We start from the raw sequence: 20,470 nt of genomic DNA on the forward strand, positions 1-20,470 counted from the left end.
AGCTGTGGTCGTTGACCGCACAGGTCGCACTGTCCTCGGCCGCGAGGGCCGACGTGCGGTAGCGGATGGTTGGGATCTCACGCTGATTGTTGGCCGAGACCAAGTCGGCAGGGCGGCGGGAGCGCGCGTCGTAGAAGTCGACGACCTTACGGCCGCCTCGGTGACCGAGGCGTTGACACTCGTACAGCAGAAGTACGGCCCGGTCGATCGCATAGCTACAATCTCGGAATATCTGCTCCTGCCGGTAGCCCAGCTGCGGGAGGAACAGGATATCCCCGGCCACGGCGTCGAGTACACGGCTCGGTTACGCGACAAGTGGGCAATGAAGCAGCAGGCGCGGGCGGCTGGGCTCCGACATGTGGACGGACTCCTCGCACAGCAGGTTGCGGCAGGCAAGCGCCTTCCTACCCAAGGACCGGGCTATGTACTAAAGCCGCGCGCCGAGTCCGGGGCACGCGGGGTTCAGGTGCTCGCGTCTTGGCATGAGGTTGTTGCCGCAGTCGACAGTCTTGTCGACCCAGAACGATGGCTCATTGAGCGGTTCGCCGTGGGTGAGGTGCTGCACGTTGACGGCTTTGCCGCCAAGGGCCGAGTTGAAATGCAAGTCTCCCGCTACCTGCGGCCGTGCCACACCACAGGTGGCATAGTCCCACTCTCCTCCCTGACCGTCGATGATGCCGAGCTCCGCGCCGAGGCAGAGACGTTCACCCGTGAGATCCTTTCCGCTTGGGGAATTGCAGACGACGTGTTCCACTGCGAGCTGTTTGTCGAAAATGACGGTTTGACGCTATGTGAGGTAGCCGGCCGTCCGGGCGGTGCAGGCGTGCCCGAGGTGTTTGCCTTGACTCGCGGCGTTGATCTCCGGCACGCCAAGCTCCGTCTCGATCTCGGCCAGGTTCCCGATGCCGGTCGAATACCGCCGGTCGCCGAGCACGGCGGCTGGACCGTGGTGTACCCGCAGTCGCCCGGTGACCGATGCATCGACGACACGCAATTGCGTGGACACCGGACGCGGCGAACGGTCGCTCCCGGCGACCTCTTCCTCGATGGGCTTGCCGGTATCGGCGTAGCAACCTATAGCTTCGCCGAGGACTCGTCGCAGCGGGTCCGCGAGTTTATCGATCGCTACGAACGCGAGGTGCGCGTGCTACCTCAAGAGCGAGCATTGGCATGACGGTAAAACCCGCCTCGGAGGTTGAGCTGCGAAGGCGCGCTGCAAAAGCGATCCCAGGCGGCATGTACGGACATAACGTCGAAAAGTTTTTGTGGCCGGGTGCACCGCAGTTTTGGTCGCGGGCACGTGGATCGCGTGTCTGGGACGCAGATGGCAACGAGTACGTTGACCTCATGTGCGGCTGGGGGCCGATCGTGCTCGGCTATTCGCATCCCGAGGTCGAAGCAGCAGCGGATCGCCAGCGCCGAAGCCTAGACCTTGGGAATGGTCCCGCTGCGGTATTCGTCGAGCTCGCCGAGCGTCTAATTGACGTCGTCGATCATGCCGACTGGGCTGTGTTCGCGAAGAACGGCACCGATGTCACCACCGCAGCACTTGTGGTTGCAAGGATCGAGACAGCGCGTTCGACCGCACTGGTCGCGCGGGGCGCTTTTCACGGTTCCGCACCTTGGTGCCACTCTCATCGACCCGGAGTGACCTCGGGTGAGCGGGCCTCGATTGCGTACTACGACTACAACGATGCGGAGAGTCTCCGTACTGCCGTCGCCGAGCACGGCGATGATCTCGCTGCGATCCTCCTAACCCCGCACCGCCACGATGCTGCAGCTGACCAGGAGTTGATCGACCCTGAGTTCGCTCGTGAGGTGCGCCGGCTTTGCGACGTTACGGGAGCCGTGCTGGTTCTCGACGAGGTTCGCACTGGTTTTCGTCTCGCATTTGGCAGCAGTTGGGCGCACCTTGGCGTGGAGCCCGATTTGTCATGCTGGAGCAAAGCCATCGGGAACGGCCACCCGGTGTCCGCGCTCCTCGGCCGAGAGTCACTTCGAGCCGCCACGAGCGCACACCTCCTCGGTGGGACATTCTGGACTTCGGCCGTGCCGCTGGCTGCCTCGCTCGCCACGCTCCGCATCCTCGAGTCTGAAGGCGCTGCAGCACGGATGGCCGCGCTCGGCGAGACGATCGCCGATGGTATCGTCGAGCGCGCGCGGCATCACGGGGTCGGTGTTCGGCTCACAGGTCCGCCGGCGATGCCTTATCTAGCGTTTGATAATGATCCCGCGTTTACGAGGGCGAAGTCCTGGGCCGCAGCCGTGGCTGCCGCCGGGCTGTATGTGAATCCGAGCCACAACTGGTTCATCTCGTCAGCTCTCGACGCCGCTGATGTCAAGCTGATTCTCAACGCCGCCGATGCGGGGTTCGCCACCGTTGCCGGCCGGTGGTGACCGCCTTACCTTGGCAACGCCTCGGTTGGCGATCCAAGCCGCCACCTCGATCGGATCGGTACCGAGCTGTCCGCTAGCCGCCTGGCGAACCTCCCGAGGGGCGTTGCCGACCGCATAACTTTCATCTGACGAGGCGAACAGCGAGAGATCGTTCAGTTCGTCACCGAACGACACCACCCTGTGGATGCCGAGCTGGTCGGCAAGCTCGCGCACCGCTGTGCCTTTCGATACCCCCGCTGCGGTCACCTCAAGCCACCAGCCTTCTTCGGGTGCGCTTGGGCGCCGCAGAGCGGTGGATACTGCAGCTCCGAGATCTTCCTCGAGGTCATTTCGCAGCCGCTCGACTTGGCGACGCTCGCCGAGGGCTACAACGCCAACTACATCGTCGATGGGCAGCGCGCCGATGTTCTCTACCGGTGCCTGCCTAGGATCCCTGCTTCGTCCTGCCCAGAACGCACGGACATATCGGTCTTCAGTCTCGCTGCACCATGCGGTCAGCTCTCGGTCGGTAACCACATGCACCATCGGGCATAGGCCAGCGTGCGCGGCTTTAAGGACAATCTTGTGTGCTAACGCTTGGGCGATCGTGCGGATAGTGACTGGCCGATCGATCAAGGGGTCTAACGTGACCGAGCCGTTGTGGAGGACGAGCGGAAGGCTAAGTTCGACTCCGGTAAGGAGCCGTCGGGCACTAGTCCAAGAACGAGCGGTGGCGAAAGTAACGAGCACGCCTCTGTGGATCGCTGAATTGAGGAGTCTTACTGACTCCGGGTCCAGCCTGCCGCAGTGAACTAAGGTGCCATCGAGATCGGAGACGTAAAGAGGGCACCCCGGATCCTGTGTTCTGTTCATCAGCATATGCTCCTCGGAGTGCTCAGAATCTCAGGCATTTCCCTCCCCGAGAATTACATGACGTATTCTCAAACTTACCGATAGTAACTGCCTTGTGAGTAGAAGCACGATCATCAGAAAAGGGAACGCGTCGAGAACGGCGTTAGCCACCGGTAGACCCACGCAGTGGGTGAGCGCAGGGAATCGAGTGGCCTACGTCTACATCATCGAACTAGTCCAGGTCCGAGAGTGGTGTTTCCGTGTGGGGGTAAGGAACAAACGAGTCGGAGCGGGGCGGGCTAAAGTCTTCCTCACCGAACCGGTCATGGGCTTGGGCTCGGAAAACACTTGGGAGATAGATGGAGGAAGAATGTGGCAAAAAGTGGGTGTTGACGATGTCAACACTTTTGGCTGCGGACTGGATAGTAAAGCCGCGGATTCCCTCGGTTTCCGTATGTTTTCGGAGTTGCCAGTGTTTTCAAGGGCATGGAATACGGTTGGAGTCCCACCTCGGGCACAGTGTTTCCGCAGGTCAGTGGCTTTTTCTCTTTGCACCGTTGACAAAGCTTGACATTTTCCCAAATTCCGCTGCCATGGCGGGCTTCTCGCTGAATCCGACTCTCATAGACAAACTTTTGCTGGTACGGCTACCTGCATCCCGTGGATCTCGCCTTAGACTTGCTGGAGTCCGAGGGTGACGACTGACTTCACCGCAGAAGCGGAAAAGCTGACCGAGGTATGCCGGGGAATCTTCGGCGATGAGACCCAGTGGATCGCAGCCGATGGCTACCCCCAAAGCCTGGCGCTCTGCATCATCGACTCCATCTTCTCCACGGGTTCTCACTACAACAGCGTCATCAACGTCGTGAACGAGTACCGGGCCTATCGACGCGCCGAGGGCGGCAACGCGGATTATGACGGGACAGCGGAGCTCCTAGCTACCTTTGCGGACGTCGGAGACAGTGCGGCTGTCTGGGCAGACAAGGTAGTCAATAACCGCAGGCCAGCACACACTAGAAAGAACGCCCCGCTAAAGGCCGAGGTCATCCGTCAGGCCGCTGAGAAGCTCAAGGAGCTGGGCTACACCACGCGGGATCACCTGCACCGGGCATACGCAGAAGACAAGGAACTGAAGGCGCTGAAGGACGCCTGGATACAACTGCCCAGTCAGCGGTCCGGGGTGACCTACAACTACCTGCTCATCCTGGCCGGCTTCCAATCAGTGAAGCCTGATCGCATGGTGATCAAGTTCATCAAGGAGCATGCGGAGCTGGGGGAGCGGGAACTAAGCACTTCTGAGGCTGCAGACCTGATCAAGCAGATCGCCGAACTATACCCCACCGAAGCCAGAAGACTGGACCACGTGATCTGGCGGCATGTGTCGGGCCGGGATGTGTTCAAGGAAGAGGACGTGGAGATTCTCGGCCGAAGTAGCGAACTTTAGGCAAATACTTTGCTTCCGGCCCCACGGTCTAAGCTCGGGATCTACCGCAACACACGGACATCCAGTACCTGTTGGCCACCTATAGAGCTCTTTATCGGCTTGAATGTTCTCTATGGGGCGAAATAAAGCTAGAAAGCCAAAGAAGCAGCGACGGAGTAACTTGGATCGGCTAGATCCTTTGGCCCGATCAATGAGTAGTTGCAATGCAGACGAATTGTGGTGGCTTTTATTCGCAACTGCATCGTCGCCATCGGCACGCCACCGCTCTGCTTCCGTTGGTAGCGCCCTCGCGGCCGCCCTCCGAGCCCGCGCTATCGCGCATACCACCGTGTCCAGCCCGCTTCCATCAGTCCAAGAAATCGTCGATCGGGCAGCAGAGACTTCAAGAATCGATGGTACACAAGAGGATTTCATTCCCAAGGACCCGTCTGAATCTCTATTCGTCCGAGTCGGCGATGATCTGCGGCATTTTCTACCTGGCGCTACGGAGCGCCCTATCGCTGACCTGTCTCGTGCCCTGCGTTTAGCAGAGGCCCTAGACCCCTTTCTCATCAGCAAGCATGGGTTTGGTCTCGCGAATGTCATCCGAGTGGCCTACAACTGGGCGCACACTGCAACCAACGGACTCTCGTCCTCATTTAGACGCGCTCCGAACCTTCAGTTGCGCGACAAAATCGTCCTTCCTGTTGAGGAAGTGGAAGCGGCCAAAGCCCTAATTTCTCAAGGACCGTTGACGACGTCTGAGCTCAAGGAAGGAGATGCCGCAGCTCTTGAGTGGATGACCACGTCATCCGATAACGCGAACTTCGATTCTTCAAGTCCGAACAGCCCATTTGGTCGGTACTTGAGGTACAGAACACCGGGACTACCCGACCAATGGTTGCCTCCCACTTACGTTCCGGAGATTGTGGGTGCTGCAGTGTCCGAATTGGTTGCTACCGTCGGTCGAAACCCCGAAGCACGCCGTGCTCTGCGTATATCAAGTCTAGATGCCACGCGAAAGGCGCTTTGGAGGTTCTCGAAATCGTTGTACGAAGGTGCGCCGAAACTGGCAGGTACCGCTCCGCTGACTGGACAAGAGATCCAATGGATCCTGCCAGTGAATACGAATACTGCCATTGCTGTTTCCATGGTGCAGATAGAAGATTTCTTGCCACAGAGCCAATCATTTGCAAGCGACAGGCTTGCGAAAAGAGTTTCACGCAGTGGCGAGCCCGTTGTCGTCGCCCTCGCCGGCGGGGGAGAGCTCACGCTTCCGGCAGACACTGAAATAGTCCCTCTCGTTATCTTTGCTGCAGCCGGCCATCTCGCCGTACCCCAGAGAAAAGGCTCGGCGACACTGGCGTTAGAAGACCTGACGTGGATCGCTGAAACTGCAAAAGACGAAGATGACCTGTATCTCTTTGCACGCGACCTTAGCGACCCAAGCTTTCCAGAGAATTTCGGGTGGGAAGCCATCAACTACTGGGAACCATGGCGGGCTAACGGTAAGTCTTTCTTCGCCGGGGGCATCACCCCCTCCTTCTTTTACTTTGAAGCCCATGCCGGGGACGCGGAATGGGAACGTGCTGCTGAGCTCTCCTCACTTGAGGAAGCACTGCATGCCACCGGCCTTCCACCTTTGCGTAATACACAGGTGGCCGAAATGACTACGCAGGGCGTGGCAACAATAGCAATCCAACGGCAAGGTGGACGCTACGATCCTCTCACTGGCCTCCACCAGGCGCCTTCCGTGATGGGCTGGTCGCTAGCGCTAACGAATCCACCAGTAGCAATCACCAGGTCAAATCCATCTTGGAGCCCAGCGGAGCACTATGAATTCCTCTTCGACTTCTGCGGGGGTCTAGTCTTTGCTTTTGACGCCATCCGCGAGAGCTGGGAACAAGCGCATTCTCACTCAGAAACGACCGGCTATCGACTCGTACTTGAACCACTCAAGTCTGATTCAGATATCCATCCTGATCAACCAATCGTGGAGTCCGCCGCCGTTAGTGAGGTACATGTAACCGGTGAACGGATATTCCGATGGACAATGGATATCGAAAAATTTGTCGAATTGGCTGACGGTGATCCGCAAGCGGCAAACCGACTAACAGCAGATGCCTTCGTTGGTTTGCTCGAGTCACTTAACCTTCATAGTGACCTAATTGCCAGCCTCCGGGAGGATTGGCTTTCGAACAAGCCCTTCTTGATCCTGGAAACGGCTAGATCTAGGACCACTCTCCACCATCTACCCGCGGCATGGAGCCTCGACTCCGCAGACGAATCAGCTACGATCGCAGCATCAGCCCGAAAATTAGCTGCCAGTGACGTCGAACCTGGGACATACCGGGGCCACGACGCCAACAGACTCGTGCAGCAACACCTCGCACCTCTTGCCCTGGCCTCGCTCACGGAACGCATTCGCGCCCACGATAAACAAGAGATACTTGAGGCCGGACTAGAGCAGCTCAACCGGGTCATGGACGACGGCACCCGGCAGCGAGAGGACCTCAACAGGGTAGCCGCCCACCTACACGTCACATGGGATCCTCAAAAACAAATGGCAGAAGCCATGGGCAACACGCTAATGCTCCGACAGTGCAACGAAATCATCGTCGAAGCAGCGCTGCGCAGCACCGTCGCTGACGGCCCGCCCCTTCCGATAACGAGCCGGAGATGGAGCGGACTTCTTGCGGCAGCGAATGCATATCGGACCATGACCACCATCAGTGAGCGCCTTCACCATAAGGTCGCCCCTTTCACCATCGAAATCACCCACGCGTACGAAATCAGCTTCGTACAGGACGAACAGCCGACACCCGGCTCCTGGGTGCTTAACGTCGATGCCATGGACAAGGCTTCCGCCGGCGCCAGTCTCAATCTACGGAAATCACCGGTAACAGAATCACCGCTATCAATGGTCGAACTCGATCAAGCCATGCTCCAAACAGAAGGCGCAAGCGTGGAGGACATCTTCCACGTTCTAAGCGCCCTCGTCCGATGGGATTCATTTTCACAAGGCAGTAGCGTCGGAACAGTTTCCGAGAATGCGGTTATTGACTGGATCTGCACAGAGGCCAACGACACCACCGGTGCCCGATGGGAACGATACAGTCGGGCGCTAAAGCTCTTAGTCAGCACCTCGGAACAGCTCCAAAAATCTGACTGGGAACCGTGGCAGACCAGAACTAGGCGCCACCGACTCTTGGTTCAGCCCATCGTTCGATCCGAGGCTGGCAATCTCCTAATAGCCCCGCAATACTTGATGACGAGTCTCAGCGTCTATAACAACCACCTGTCCCAAGGCGTCTTGCCATGGACAGACCGAATCCCACCGGAGGTAGGAAAAGCCCTCGAACGTATCCGGGACCTACGCAACAAACACTTTGAAAAAACGCTCGAGAATGAATTGAAGAGTCTCGGCTTCAGAACCATTGCACGTGTAAAAGCCGGCGACCACAGACGGCTCGGAGTCCCAATGCTCACGACTGAGATTGACCTCGTCGCCGCGAAGCCCGGGCAAAATACCATCTGGCTCATTGAAGCGAAGGATCCTGCCTCTGTACACGCCGTGGCCGAAACCGCCCGGCAGTTGCGAACCTTCTTCCGGGATTCCACGAACTCACGAGGCAAAACCAAGCCGTCTTACTCGACTCAACTGGCCCGGAAGGAAGCCGAACTGAAGCCGTTCATAGACCAAGTCGCTGTCAAACTTGGGTTGGATCCGTTGATGGACGGATCTGCGTATTGCCTCTCCACGGTTTTCGTGACCCGTAGGGTGGCTCCGGCCGGTTTCGTGAACGAGAAATTTCCGGTGCTGACCCTTGAGGAATACTTACGTCTCTGGTTGTTGTAGAGGAATACGCGTAGGCTCCCTTCATTCCACGCGGTTCTGGGGGCTATCGCGCGCCTCAATCGTAAGATCCCGAGTTGGGCGCGGTGAATCCAGAAGAAGCTTGCGCCGAGCGAGTCACCTCATCAGCCTCTCGGGTCTATACACGCTAACGCTCTCTGGTCAGGGGGCGGGGTGATACAGGGCGGCGACCGAACGCCGGGATGTCTAGCGGTTCTTGGCTTTCCATCACCCGTCCGATCAGGGACAGGTATCGATGCGTCGGCGGGATAGGCATCTTCTGCTTTGACCTGTGTGACCGCTCTCGCTCACCGCATCTGCGCACACCAAACGTCCTCGTTCCTGACCAGAATCACATCGCCACCTATCGGCGTTTCACGGTTCGTGATTCGGCCCGCTGGCAAGAGAATGCCGGACGGCACCTTCATCCGTCTACTCGTCCAGCTGCTGAAGTCTGACGGCAGCGCGATCGCCGGCGGCCGCCAGTCCATCAACGATCCGGTGGTAGTGACTTTTTACCTCGCCGATAATAAGGCCAGCGTGGCGAAGCTCAACCAGCCATTCTTCGAACAGCCAGAGGTGGTTTGCGACGAGGTCAAAGCGGCCGTCGATTATTTTTTCGATCCAGGTCAAGGCAATAGTTATCTGCCATGTACGCGGCGCACCCTTAGCAAATTTGATTATTGCGTCCACGGCTTTAGGCTCATGACGCGCGAGAACTAACCAACGGTCTGCAAGGGGGCCGAGCGCCTCGGGCTGCAGCCAGTTCTGCCGGCAACGAGCCAGGGTTCCGTCGATGTTTGAGTCCCATGACCTCGGGCTCGGGGTGGGGAGCAAAGCCGCCGTCAAGTAATCGAACCAGTGACGTTGTGAACGAAGTTGACTACCGTCGCCGATGGCGTCCAACGCGATCTCCATCGCCCACGGCCAGAATTGTGGCATGGATTGTCGTAGAGATTCGTTGTAGGTAAACACGGTAGCGAATCCATCAAAGAGCAGATGTAGCGCGTTCGAGTCAGCTGCGAACGACTCAATGTGGGATCTGATTGGTCCGCGGTCGCCGCCCAGCACGACTTCGATCATTCGCCGAGCGACCGGGTCATGAGTGATATGCGAATGGTGGTCGTAACCCTCCTTCCACCAGTGAGCGAGCCCTCTTCGATGGGCATCCCAGAGAGGGGCCCAGAGGTCTTGGACCGCGCTGTGAATGCACGCAACGTTTCGGGCGTCCACCATGCATGCAAGTGGCATTCGAAGGTGGTTGACGAGCAAACTCTCATCAGGGAGCTCCGGCAATGTCTCGTGGAAGGGGGTCGAGAGCGAACCGGGTCGCCGCCGTTGAGTCTGCTGGTCCCATGGACCCAGCAACGAGTCTGCTAACCCCATGACCGCTGCTTCCCAGACCGGCTGATGGCGCCGACATCGCCCCGTGGATTGGTCGACATCACATTGAGCGCCCCACACTGGGGCGCATCCCTTGACGAAGATTGCACGTACTTCATCGAACATGCTCGTCGCGAGCGACCGCAGACACCTCTGGACTCGCTCTTGGTCAAGGCTCATCTCGTCGAACCGTTCAAGCAGGAGAAGAGGAGCGGATGCGGCAGCTGCTCGATCCGCTCCCATCGAGAACATCGTTCCACTGAAACTCATACCGTCGACCCGTGGATTCTCCGCAGCCCACATCACGGCGTCCGCCGCCCACGCGAGATCAGATGGCTTCAGCGGTTCGAGCCCCAAGGCATGGGCGCGCACGGCCGCCGCGGCGACAGCGACAAGAGCGTTCTCGGGCCACAGTATGCCCTCCAGCGTCTCGCTGCCATCATCAATTTCTCGGGCAGTCTTGAGGTCCTCCTGGATGTTTTCGACGGGCCAGTTCTCAGGGGCGTCGTTGTGATGCGCATACCGGTTCTGGAGACTGTAGAGGGTGTTCGTTTTCTGAAGTTCAGCAGTGCGGGGAGCAAGGACCTGCTCGATCCGTTCGGGCCGTTCGAACTGAATCAGGATCTGGTCGCCGCTCTCGCTGGCGCTATAGTTCTCGATACGGAACTCTTCCGCCCAGCTCTCGATCACGGCGATGTCGTCCCCGTCGCGGGAAGCGTCGCTTTGTTCAGCTCTTGCGTTCTCGAGGAGTTTGGTGCCGAGGGCCCGCAACTGATCGAGTCGCTCGTTGTCACCCGCGAGTCGGGCGTTGACTACCATCGAGCCTACGGTTTCGTGAAACGTGTACCTTCGTCGGTCTGACCCCGTTAGCTTGTCGGCATCTGCGTCTCGGACTCGGAAACCGTAGTCACTAGTGACGCGAGCAGTCTCCAGATGCCAAACCGCTGGGGAAGCTAGGAATGGGTCAAGAAGCGTTCTGGCTTCGTCTGGGTGCCGGGTCAGGAACCCAACGACTAGTCCGGGAATGGCAAGGTTGTGGCAGTCGCGAAGCAGCAGACGAAGGATTGTCTCGACCGGCAGTTTCAGTACCTCGTGCAGGTGGTCGGCGAAGCGTTCCACCGCGAGTAACGCACTCATGCAGGCGTAGGGCCCGACGCTGGTTCCTCGATACCAGGCCCAAACATGGCTGTCTCCAACAAAGAGTCGCCGCCCGGTTGCCGGAAGATCGAACTCCACTCCCTCTAGGCCTTCGGGATTACCCTCGATCTGATCCGTGGGTCGTTCTCCGACTCGGAACTTCGCGGCGTGGTCCAGCATCCGGTTGATAAGCCCAATGGCTTCTGCGGGAATGGCGTTGAGCAAGCGGAAGAAGGGACCGTAATACCAAGCCGTCTGTGGTGATCCGAAACCAGGGCCAAGCCCGTGCCTGTAATCTCGAATGCCGTCATCCATAAGGTGACTATGAGTCCAGTGTTCGTCAGGATCGGGTAGTTCGATGTAGTACGCTTCGGCCAAGTCCAATAGCAGGTTCGGCTTTGCCTGCGACATGCTCACGGCAACAACGATCGACTCCACAGCAGGGTCCAGACTCCCCGGCCGTTCTTTTGCGACCGTGCGGAGCCAAGCCTCCGCCCGGTCGTCGAGATCCGGCCCCAGCGTTGCCAGCGCCTCGATTGTGAACTCGTCGTACAGCGGGGGATCGCCCGCCAGGATCACATCTCGGACCTCCTGGCGGAGTCGATTCTGACCTTGGTTTGAAGTTGCCATTCCGCGTAGCCAGGCCAGGACGAGTTCACGGATGACCTCATGTAGGTCTCGATTCCCAAGTCCTTGCCTACGTCCAAGCTGCGGTCGTTCAGCGAAAACGACCTTCACGAGAGGAGCGAGTGCAAATGGGTCCCCAATGGTGCCGCTCACATAGCGGGCCTCGGCCAGACGGAGAAGAGTCAACAGGGGAGCATAGCTTTCCCCGGTGAGTATCTCCCACAGTTCGCGCACGGCAGCCTCCGCGTCTCCGAGCGTGAGGAGAGCTTCGTAGGGTATCTCCAGCCAACGTTTGCCTTGCTCTTCTCCAATGTCGCGGAACTGAGCTGTAAGAGCAGTCCAGCTTGCCAACCGGTTCCCGTTTAGGAGCGCGGTCTGGCATCCGAGGCGAGCCGACCGGATTGACCAGCGAGGCGCCCCCGCTGCAGCAAGCAGATCCCAGCCGTTCGTTATGAAGAGCCGACAGAGAGCGAAATCACGGAACAGATCCGTGGTGAACTCATCTCCCGGTGCAAATGCAGGGTTATTCGGCATGCGAAGCACACCAACGGAGCGGAGTTCAGCAGGGCCAAGACCGTGCGGCGAGTCCGCCGGGACGCCCAGCGTTTGCCGGGCGACGCGCAGAGCAGCCTGTTCCCGGTCATCGGGTGATGCGGAGCCCACGACATGCACCTCATTGTGGCGGATGAGGTTCCGCCAAACGGTCGAAAACACGTCCGCCTCGCAGAGTAGCTCGCCAGGATCGAGATCAACACCTGTGCGTAGCAGCGCGTCGACGAGGCCGGGGCGCCCAAGGAGCCACTTCGCACGTGGATCGCTGGCCAGTCGCGCCAAGGGCAAGAAAGTGGCCGGAAGTTCGTCACATTCCGAGGCGGTCAACGGCATCACAACATGTTCCGCTGGGGCACTTCGCAGTCCCGCAAGCTCACAAGCGCGAGCCAGCTCATCCCGAACCTGGCGTGACCCGTCCGTGCGCGTCACCGCCACCACCCCGACGCCCGCCCGCAAAGCTGATCCGGCGACCGTGCGGAACACCTGGGCCTTGCCTTCAAGAACAGATTCTGCGCCATCGATGAGAAGAAGCCTTATCGGTCGCACCGGTCCGGCTCCCATCACCTCGTCCAACGAGTGCCCACCCAGCTGACTTTCGAGCTCAGACACGCTCAGAGGGAGGTCGCGCAGACTGAGGGAGGTGACTGCCCCACCTTCTCGCTGGATGGCTTCAGCTGCCCTCAACGACAATGCGGATTTCCCGACATCAGGGTCCCCTGTAACCACGAGGGACCCTGCGGAAGCCCCTGCCGTCCGCATCTGGTCTAGGAGTCGAGTTCGTTCCTCGGTACGATTCAACTCAAGTTCTTGGGTTCCAGACCGCAGTGCCGGGCGAATCGATTCACGCAGCTGCACGCCGAACCTGTCGAATGCTGCCCAGGTGCTGGCATAACGGGCAGAGCCCAGAAGTGGATAGTTGCTCAAGCTCCGGCGAATCTCTGACTGCGTGAGCACTGCTGCTTGCGGCGCCCATTGCCCAACAAGTTCTTCTATGCGCGAAAATAGAGCGTCCGCCATCGCTGGGGTGCCGCCGCTGAGCATTCGCTGCAGCGCGTTCACCGCTGCAGTCCGGTCTTCTCGGTCCGTTCTCTCAAGGCGCAAGCTTCGTGTCCTGAGAGTTGAGAGAAGCCGCCAAGTCAGCTCTTCACTACTTAGCCCGCGAGCAGTGGGAAGGCCGGTTGCCGCTTGCCTTACGAGTCCCTGAATGTGGGCGTACCGGCCACGAACTCCGGCATTAGTTCTGCCGGACTGCGTCAAACGCTGGGCCAGCTCTTCGCCATTTGGAAGGGACCGGGCAAGCTCTGCGAGTTCGGCGAGTTGGGTGATCGCGTTGGCGCTAGTCGATACTGCGAGGACGAGGTGCCACAGCCCCGACGATGCCTCCGGCCAGTGGTCCGTCACCACAGTCAGGAAATCGCGGATCAATGGGACCGATGCGGTGTCGCTGTCGGTCAGTGCTGGATTTCTGCGTACCGCAATAGACGCTCGGTGTGTTCGTCCGTGAGCGTCGCTGCCCTCAAGTAGAAAATCATCGACTTCGCTGAGGTCGCTGGCCTGTAGCCGAATTGAGTTTACCGATACCGCGTCGCCGAGCTCCGAAATGGAGCCGCCGCCGAGGAAGCTCGCGATCAGACAGGCGGCGTAAGAGTGCTCCAGGCGAACACCTCCACCTCCCGTCGAGTATGGACTTGACCCGTTTGCTTGCGAAGGGGAATGTTCGGCAGGTGCTACCTCTTCCAGCCATGCGCTGATCAGAGGGTTAGAGACTGCAAGTTGCCACAGAATTGCTCGCCCCGACTTCTTCGAGTCGGCGAATCCAGCGTCCGACAACTTCGCCAGTGCCCCGTTCGCTGTTGTAGGAGCGACCTTCAGTTCCGATGCAATTTCGCGCCCGGAGCGCGGATTCATGCTTCCCGCCAGCAGTACAAGGGTTCGGTACTCGGTATCGCTGAGGGTTGCTTTAAGGGTTTCCGTAGCAGTCGCCATCTTCCAAGCCTAAACCCTCATGTCCAGAATTACTGGACATGGCCGTGTCCCAGGTGCCGTTGAGTCAAGGGGTCGTCGGCGGAGCAGTTACTACAGTCGGCGACGTCACGGCGGACCGCTGAAAGTTCGCGTGCACGTACCCGCGTTGCCTTCCTCAACGCTATCGAAGCACACTCGCTGGTTTTGTGCCCCTGCCAGCCAGTGCCGCCGCACTTGAGTGCAGTCCGCACCGCAAGAGTCGCTAGGGGTGAATCGGACGCCGAAGCTCCCGGCGAGAGCCACCGTAAGTTGATGAACCTGACTTCCCAGGGGTCTGCGGCAATCGATTCGTGATGTCGACCCGGCGACGGGGAAAAGATCAGGCGGGCAAGTCCGAGTGACGTTTCATTTGTCACCTCAGCCGTGTACTAGAATTGCCCAAGTTCACGGCAGGTCCTTCCAAACAAGGGCCGCGTCAGCCCTTGGTACAAACAACCTTTGGACCGGATCGTAGGGACCCGGACAAGGTTGACCTGCATAGTGTTGGAGGATATAGCCTCAGTGCATCGAGCATGATAGTAATCAGTCATGAATATCTTTCCTCAAGTTGAGGACTCGTCGCCAACCCCGCCTCCTCGCCTGAGCGGGTTGTTCAGTTCTAGTCGGCTGCCACTTGTATCCAAGTACTCCCTCAAGTCTCTAAGGCTAAAAGTCTTTGATGCATACCCCCCGGAAGTGGGGGAACGCACAGAGGAGGAAGAGAAAAAGCGCCCTGAAGACATGGTGGCAACCGGATTTCTCGTAGAGATAAACTCTTCCGGTGACGTCGTATTTGTTACGAATTACCACGTCGTCACATGGCGCACTCTAGAAAATGACTATGTCGGAGACGCGTTCAAATCGAGAACACCCCGAACAATTCGGGTAGAACTTCCGAGCGAATTCACACAACCAGAAGGTGATTCATTGGATGAGCCCGCTAGGTGGGAAATACAGCTATACGATGGTGATCCGGGCGACCTCTTGCCACTTTGGTTTCAAGATGGCAATCACGAGCGCGGCGAACTCAGGCCGCCGCAAACGGATGTTGTTGTGTTTCCCGTTGAGCGTGAGCGGGCGAGGTGTTTGGACCGCTTCGTCTACAAGTGGGATCAGGCGGAGGGCCTGCCCTTGTCCATCACAGACACCCTATACGTCGTGGGCTACCCAAAGTCGGTTGGCAATTTCGTTTCATCAACACCGATATGGACGAAAGGATCTGTAGCCAGCGAGCCTGGAATGGATCCTGACGACCGCTTCTTCATTGACAGTAGGACACGGCCTGGCCAATCTGGATCTCCAGTAATTGCGTACAGGCCCGGATCAACGATCAATTCAGCGGGTCCCGCCGGCCTGGTGGAAGAAAAGGCTGTCTTGCAAGGGGTTTATAGCGGTCGAACCGACAAAGATTCAGATATCGGTTCTGTTTGGACTATGGCTGTAGTAGAGCGCATCGCTTACAAGATTCCGCCACAGATGCACAATGGAAAACCCAACCCATTCACTTCTAGTTACGCCCGCAGCCACGTGGAGGATGTAGACCTTCCTTCCCAGCGATAAGACACGGAGTGGATCGATAGCAGCGCGGTGTCCTCTGCATGCGCGTTCTGCCCGGAAATCACAGAAGCTGCGCTGTAAGACCGTTACAGGCACCGGCGCAGCTCCTATGACTTTCTAGTAGCCCCTCTGGCACACCTCGGCGCGCTGGTCGTCGGAATTACAGGTCCAAAGCTGAAGAGCGGTTTGAAGAGCATCGATCAGGGACAACGACGCTTGCAGACTGCGGAATCAAGCGCGCTGGCTAGTTGGAACGTCCTCACGTTGCTCGATGGCGGGACCACCATCGTGAGAACTGGCGAGCGTTTGATCCCTTTGTGCTCCGGCTATGCCCGGAGATCATCCATCCCGGAGTTCGCACCAGGCAGTCGAATTTGTCAATCAAGATCCTGTAGAAAGCGGTGTTGACGATGTCAACACATTGCCGCTCTGTCCGTGTCGTACCGCCCTCGTATTGCCTCGGTTTTCTTATGTTTTTGCCGGTTCCCAGTGTTTTCAGGGACTGGAATGCGGTTCGAGTCCCACCTCGGGCACAGCATGACCCCTCGTCGGAGGAGTTTTGGCTTTAGCGTGTTGCCATGGCTTGTGGTGGCGTCCATCTGACACTGACCGCGGGGTGTGCCTGGCGCCGCGGGTTGCCTGTTTGGTAGTGGGGGAGCAGGTTCAGGATCTTGGCTAGTGGGCCGGCTGCTTGCTCTGGATTCGTGTCATGCGGGTTCTTCTTGGTGCGTCCGGCAGGTCTTAGGCCCGACCTCATTTGCAGGGTGTGGGCCTCCGGTCCTTGTCGATACGTGGCCATCGCGTCGATGTCTACGTTGGAGCCGTCCAAGACCTCACGCAGGAGTGAGCCGCGCGGTTTGCTTCGGTGGACGCCCCGATGTTATGGAGGGCGACGGCGGGAGTTACCTCCCGCCGTCGCGCGCCGATCGCCTTGGCGCCCCGCGTTGTTGGTGAGGCGCTTAGCCGTCGAGCTTGGAATGCTCGCCCAGACGGTGCCACGAACGGTTGTGGTGGACCAGAGCGTCGCCCGGTTCGCCCGCCTGGACGTCACGCATCACACGGGACTCCAGAGCGTGAACAGCGATGATTGTGGCGCTCCCCACCTCCATGCGATTGATGACGGCGCAACGCACCCAGGCACGGACATCGTCATACACCGCTTCGCCGGTTGCGAGGGCCGACCAACGGTGCGTCTGGTCAAAGCGGTCGACGCCGGGCGTCGCTCCAAACTTCGCCAAGTCGACGTCGTGCGCGTCCAGCAGGTGCACGACGACGGTTTCGGCGCGCGAAAGCACTTCGGACGCCGAGGACAGTGCCGAGACCGAGAAAATCAGCAACGGAGGTTCCGCACTCACTGACACGACCGACGATACCGTCAGCGCCACCGGTCCCTCGCCGGCATCCGCCGTGACGACGGCGACACCTCCCGGGTGGCCACGGAAAAGTGACTTGAATTCGTCGGCCGAGAGGGTGGACGGGAAGCGTTGCTTCGGAGCCTCAAGCCAAGTGTCTGCGGGGTAGGCGTGGAACATCGTTAGGACACCTTGGGTGCGGAGCGCTCGAGTTCCTCGCGAATGATGTTCGTCCCTGCGCTGAGAGCACTCAGCTTGGCCAGTGCGATGCCCCGGGGGAACGGTGCCATGCCGCAGTTGGAGCTGGCAATGAGCTTGTCCGCATCGACGAACTGCAAGGCCTTGCGGAGGGTGTCGGCGACATCCTCCGGGGTCTCGATGGTCTCGCTTGCGACGTCGATTGCCCCGAGCATGACTTTCTTGCCGCGGAGGAGCTCGATGAGGTCCATGGGCACGTGGGAGTTCTGGGATTCCAGCGAGATGATGTCGATGCTGGAGCTCTGAAGCAGCGGGAACGTTTCCTCGTACTGCCGCCACTGCGAGCCGAGCGTCGCCTTCCAGTCATTGTTCGCCTTGATCCCGTAGCCGTAGCAGATGTGCACGGCGGTCTCCGCACGCAGCCCCTCTGCCGCTCGCTCAAGCGCAGCCACACCCCAGTCCTTGACCTCATCGAGGAAGACGTTGAACGCGGGCTCGTCGAACTGGATGATGTCCACGCCGGCCGCCTCCAGTTCTTTCGCCTCCTGGTTCAGGATCGCAGCGAACTCCCAGGCCAGCTTCTCGCGGCTCTTGTAGTGGTCATCGTAGAGCGTGTCCACCATGGTCATGGGACCGGGCAGAGTCCATTTGATCGGCCGGTCGGTGGTTGCGCGGAGGAACTTCGCGTCTTCAACGAATACCGGCCGCTCGCGGCGCACCGGCCCGACGACGGTCGGCACGCTCGCGTCGTAGCGATCACGGATGCGCACAGTCTTGCGCTGTTCAAAGTCGACCCCGCTGAGATGTTCGATGAAGGTGGTGACGAAGTGCTGGCGGGTTTGCTCGCCGTCGCTGACGATGTCGATGCCGCGTCGGCTCTGTTCATGGATGGCGATGCGCAGCGCATCCTGCTTACCCTCGAGCAGCGCATCTCCCTCCAGCTTCCACGGAGACCACAGAGTTTCCGGCTGTGCGAGCCACGATGGTTTCGGCAGGCTTCCAACAACGGTGGTGGGCAAAAGTGTGTTCATGATTGACGTTTCTCCGTGGGTCAGTTGACGAGAGCGGGGTGTTTGGCGGTCCACTGGTCCAATAGATCCTTGTGGGGCGTGATGAAGTGTTCCTCGGTGTACTTTGCCTGGGTTACCGCGAGCTGACTGCGCTCGACGCGGTCGTAATCGATCTGGGTGCGCGAGTAATCCTGCTCTCCCAGGCTCGGTTGGTAGACGACGGCGGCGGCGGAGTTCGCGTTGTAGACCTCCGGGCGGTAAATCTTCTGGAACGTCTCCATGGTGCTGATCGTGCCGATGAGCTGCAGGTTGGAGTAATCGTTGAGCAGGTCGCCGCGGAAATAGAAGGCGAGCGGTGCAACGCTGCCGCGTGGCATGAAATAGCGGACCTGAAGCCCCATCTTTGCGAAGTAGGCGTCCGTCAGCGAGAACTCGTCCTGCTGGTATTCGACGCCCAGGACCGGGTGGCGGTTCTCCGTTCGCCGGTAAGTCTTGGTCGTGGATACGCTGATGCACACCACTGGCGGCTGCGGGAAGCGTTCCTGGCATGCCGGGGAATCGAGGAAGTGCTGGAACAGTTTGCCGTGCAGATCGCCGAAGTCCCCGGGGACGGTGGGCTTGCCGGACTCCGTTGCTGCCGCTGGCAGTACGACGCTGAAGTCGAAGTCACGGACGTAGGAGGAGAAATTGTTGCCCACGATCCCTTGGTGGCGGACCCCGTTCAGATGGTCGACGATCTGGATGTCGAGAACCTCGAACAGAGGGAACTTCTGATCCGTACCCTCCGCCGTGAACTCTATCTGCACGGAAACGATCTCAAGCTCGAGAGTGTAACGGTCCCGGTCCGGGTTGTCCCAGCTTGCGAGATCGTTGAAGCGTCGCCGAATCATGGTCAACGCGTTGCGGAGGTTCTCCTGGCGGTGCTCGCCCCGTGCCAGGTTGGCGAAGTTCGTCGTGATCCGGGAGCCTTCCGACGGGGCGTATTCCTCGTTGAAGGGCGTGGTAGTGATGCTGAAGGTGAAGTCGTCTGCCATGTGCTGCCAATCCGTTGATGATGGGCCGGAGACGGCCTTTCCGAAGGGGATGCATCCATAGTGCAATTTTCCCGGGGGTATCAAGTAACTAGTGGTTACTATGCATTCATATAGAATTTTCCTATGGCCCAGATTTCGAGCGGATTGACCCTGCAGCAGCTCCGCTATTTCATAGAGGTTGCAGCGGAGGGGTCGATCTCCGCGGCGGCCGATCTTCTCTACGTAGCGCAGCCCACAATGTCCGCAGCGATGAAGGACCTTGAGGCCCGGGTGGGCCGCGCGCTCCTGGTTCGGTCCGCCCGCGGAGTCACCCTTAACGCCGACGGGGTGGAGTTCCTCGGCTACGCGAGGCAGGTCGTTGAGCAGTTTGCTCTCCTCGAGCAGCGCTACCTTGGCAGGCCACCGCGGCGACGTCTGCTCGGCGTGTCGACGCAGCACTACTCGTTCGCTGTGGACGCCTTCGTCCGGATGGTCAAGGCCACTGATGTGGCAGAGTACGAGTTCTCGCTCCGTGAGTCCCGCACCTGGGACATCATCGAGGATGTCCGGACGCTCCGCAGCGAAATAGGCATCCTCTACCGGAACGATTTCAACCGGAAGATCATCGACAAACTGCTCCGGGAATCCGGGCTCGCGTTCACTCCGCTTTTCCTCGCCGATCCGCACATCTTCATTTCGCGGAACAATCCGCTCGCCTCAAAAGAGCGTGCGACTCTCGCCGATCTCGCCGGCTTGCCGCGGCTAACCTTCGATCAGGGTGCGAACAACTCCTTTTACTTCGCCGAGGAGATTCTCTCCACCATGTCCAGTAAGCAGGAGATCCGGGTCTCTGACCGGGCCACGATCTTCAACCTCATGATCGGGCTCCACGGCTACACGATCTCGACCGGCATCATCAGCGGGCAGCTCGACCCGGAGATCGTCGCCATCCCGCTCGACGTTGACGAACGCATAGAGATCGGCTGGATCGGCCACGCAGCGATCCCGCTGACCGACCAGGCGCAGCGCTACCTCAGGGAATTGCGGGCCGTCGTCGCCGAGTTTGGCGTTGCGCTACTCGACTGACTGCACTTGAGCGGGCGGGACTTTACCCTTTCGGTGATTGGAAG

11 protein-coding genes are annotated in these 20,470 nt (G+C 59.3%); 6 read left to right on the forward strand and 5 right to left on the reverse strand.

Translation table 11 applies throughout. The features are described from left to right. Positions 1-4 precede the first annotated feature (4 nt). Entirely contained in the window at positions 5-1,174 is a 1,170-nt protein-coding gene (locus ACRB8A_RS08145) for a hypothetical protein (RefSeq protein ID WP_432245933.1), read from the forward strand. Then, the gene (locus tag ACRB8A_RS08150; protein ID WP_056600943.1) at positions 1,171-2,397 is read left to right on the forward strand and encodes an aminotransferase class III-fold pyridoxal phosphate-dependent enzyme; all 1,227 of its coding nucleotides are present in this window, start codon (positions 1,171-1,173) and stop codon (positions 2,395-2,397) included. The genes ACRB8A_RS08145 and ACRB8A_RS08150 overlap by 4 nt, the downstream gene beginning before the upstream one ends. Here the strand turns inward: ACRB8A_RS08150 and ACRB8A_RS08155 are convergent. Next, complete coding sequence (locus ACRB8A_RS08155; protein ID WP_056600941.1) at positions 2,317-3,255, reverse strand: HAD family hydrolase; 939 nt, start codon at positions 3,253-3,255, stop codon at positions 2,317-2,319. The two genes, ACRB8A_RS08150 and ACRB8A_RS08155, sit on opposite strands and share 81 nt — an antisense overlap. A 667-nt stretch (positions 3,256-3,922) precedes the next feature. Between ACRB8A_RS08155 and ACRB8A_RS08160 the strand changes: the two genes are divergently transcribed. Continuing rightward, entirely contained in the window at positions 3,923-4,672 is a 750-nt protein-coding gene (locus ACRB8A_RS08160) for a hypothetical protein (protein ID WP_432245934.1), read from the forward strand. A 328-nt stretch (positions 4,673-5,000) separates the two neighbouring features. Continuing rightward, positions 5,001-8,510 carry a hypothetical protein gene (locus ACRB8A_RS08165; RefSeq protein ID WP_157371060.1) on the forward strand — a complete coding sequence of 1,170 codons (3,510 nt, stop codon included), beginning with the start codon at positions 5,001-5,003 and terminating at the stop codon, positions 8,508-8,510. 429 nt (positions 8,511-8,939) lie between these two features. Here ACRB8A_RS08165 and ACRB8A_RS08170 read toward each other — a convergent pair whose 3' ends face one another. After that, positions 8,940-14,192 carry a hypothetical protein gene (locus ACRB8A_RS08170; RefSeq protein ID WP_432245935.1) on the reverse strand — a complete coding sequence of 1,751 codons (5,253 nt, stop codon included), beginning with the start codon at positions 14,190-14,192 and terminating at the stop codon, positions 8,940-8,942. 567 nt (positions 14,193-14,759) lie between these two features. On the opposite strand from ACRB8A_RS08170, the gene ACRB8A_RS08175 reads away from it, so the two are divergent. Then, the gene (locus ACRB8A_RS08175) at positions 14,760-15,770 is read left to right on the forward strand and encodes a trypsin-like peptidase domain-containing protein (protein ID WP_082484470.1); all 1,011 of its coding nucleotides are present in this window, start codon (positions 14,760-14,762) and stop codon (positions 15,768-15,770) included. A gap of 956 nt (positions 15,771-16,726) precedes the next feature. Here ACRB8A_RS08175 and ACRB8A_RS08180 read toward each other — a convergent pair. Genes ACRB8A_RS08180 through ACRB8A_RS08190 form a run of 3 tightly spaced genes read right to left on the reverse strand, consistent with a single transcriptional unit; the run spans position 16,727 to position 19,361 of the window. Beyond that, complete coding sequence (locus tag ACRB8A_RS08180) at positions 16,727-17,299, reverse strand: flavin reductase family protein (protein WP_432245936.1); 573 nt, start codon at positions 17,297-17,299, stop codon at positions 16,727-16,729. 2 nt (positions 17,300-17,301) lie between these two features. Beyond that, on the reverse strand, positions 17,302-18,348 hold the full coding sequence (locus ACRB8A_RS08185; protein WP_432245937.1) for a methionine synthase: 1,047 nt from the start codon (positions 18,346-18,348) through the stop codon (positions 17,302-17,304). Positions 18,349-18,368: 20 nt separating this feature from the next. Beyond that, a complete protein-coding gene (locus ACRB8A_RS08190) occupies positions 18,369-19,361 on the reverse strand; it encodes a DUF1852 domain-containing protein (protein ID WP_432245938.1) in 993 nt (330 codons plus the stop codon). Positions 19,362-19,484: 123 nt separating this feature from the next. On the opposite strand from ACRB8A_RS08190, the gene ACRB8A_RS08195 reads away from it, so the two are divergent. After that, positions 19,485-20,426, forward strand: a complete 942-nt coding sequence (locus tag ACRB8A_RS08195) for a LysR family transcriptional regulator (RefSeq protein WP_432245939.1) — start codon at positions 19,485-19,487, stop codon at positions 20,424-20,426. Positions 20,427-20,470 lie beyond the last annotated feature (44 nt).

This window comes from Arthrobacter sp. G.S.26, from assembly GCF_050847375.1.
Taxonomy (GTDB): domain Bacteria; phylum Actinomycetota; class Actinomycetes; order Actinomycetales; family Micrococcaceae; genus Arthrobacter.

Coding starts and splice junctions, on each gene's coding strand:
- ACRB8A_RS08175 (WP_082484470.1), top strand. CDS start 14,760: ATGAATATCTTTCCTCAAGTTGAGGACTCGTCGCCAACCCCGCCTCCT.
- ACRB8A_RS08190 (WP_432245938.1), bottom strand. CDS start 19,361: ATGGCAGACGACTTCACCTTCAGCATCACTACCACGCCCTTCAACGAG.
- ACRB8A_RS08170 (WP_432245935.1), bottom strand. CDS start 14,192: ATGGCGACTGCTACGGAAACCCTTAAAGCAACCCTCAGCGATACCGAG.
- ACRB8A_RS08150 (WP_056600943.1), top strand. CDS start 1,171: ATGACGGTAAAACCCGCCTCGGAGGTTGAGCTGCGAAGGCGCGCTGCA.
- ACRB8A_RS08185 (WP_432245937.1), bottom strand. CDS start 18,348: ATGAACACACTTTTGCCCACCACCGTTGTTGGAAGCCTGCCGAAACCA.
- ACRB8A_RS08180 (WP_432245936.1), bottom strand. CDS start 17,299: ATGTTCCACGCCTACCCCGCAGACACTTGGCTTGAGGCTCCGAAGCAA.
- ACRB8A_RS08155 (WP_056600941.1), bottom strand. CDS start 3,255: ATGCTGATGAACAGAACACAGGATCCGGGGTGCCCTCTTTACGTCTCC.
- ACRB8A_RS08195 (WP_432245939.1), top strand. CDS start 19,485: ATGGCCCAGATTTCGAGCGGATTGACCCTGCAGCAGCTCCGCTATTTC.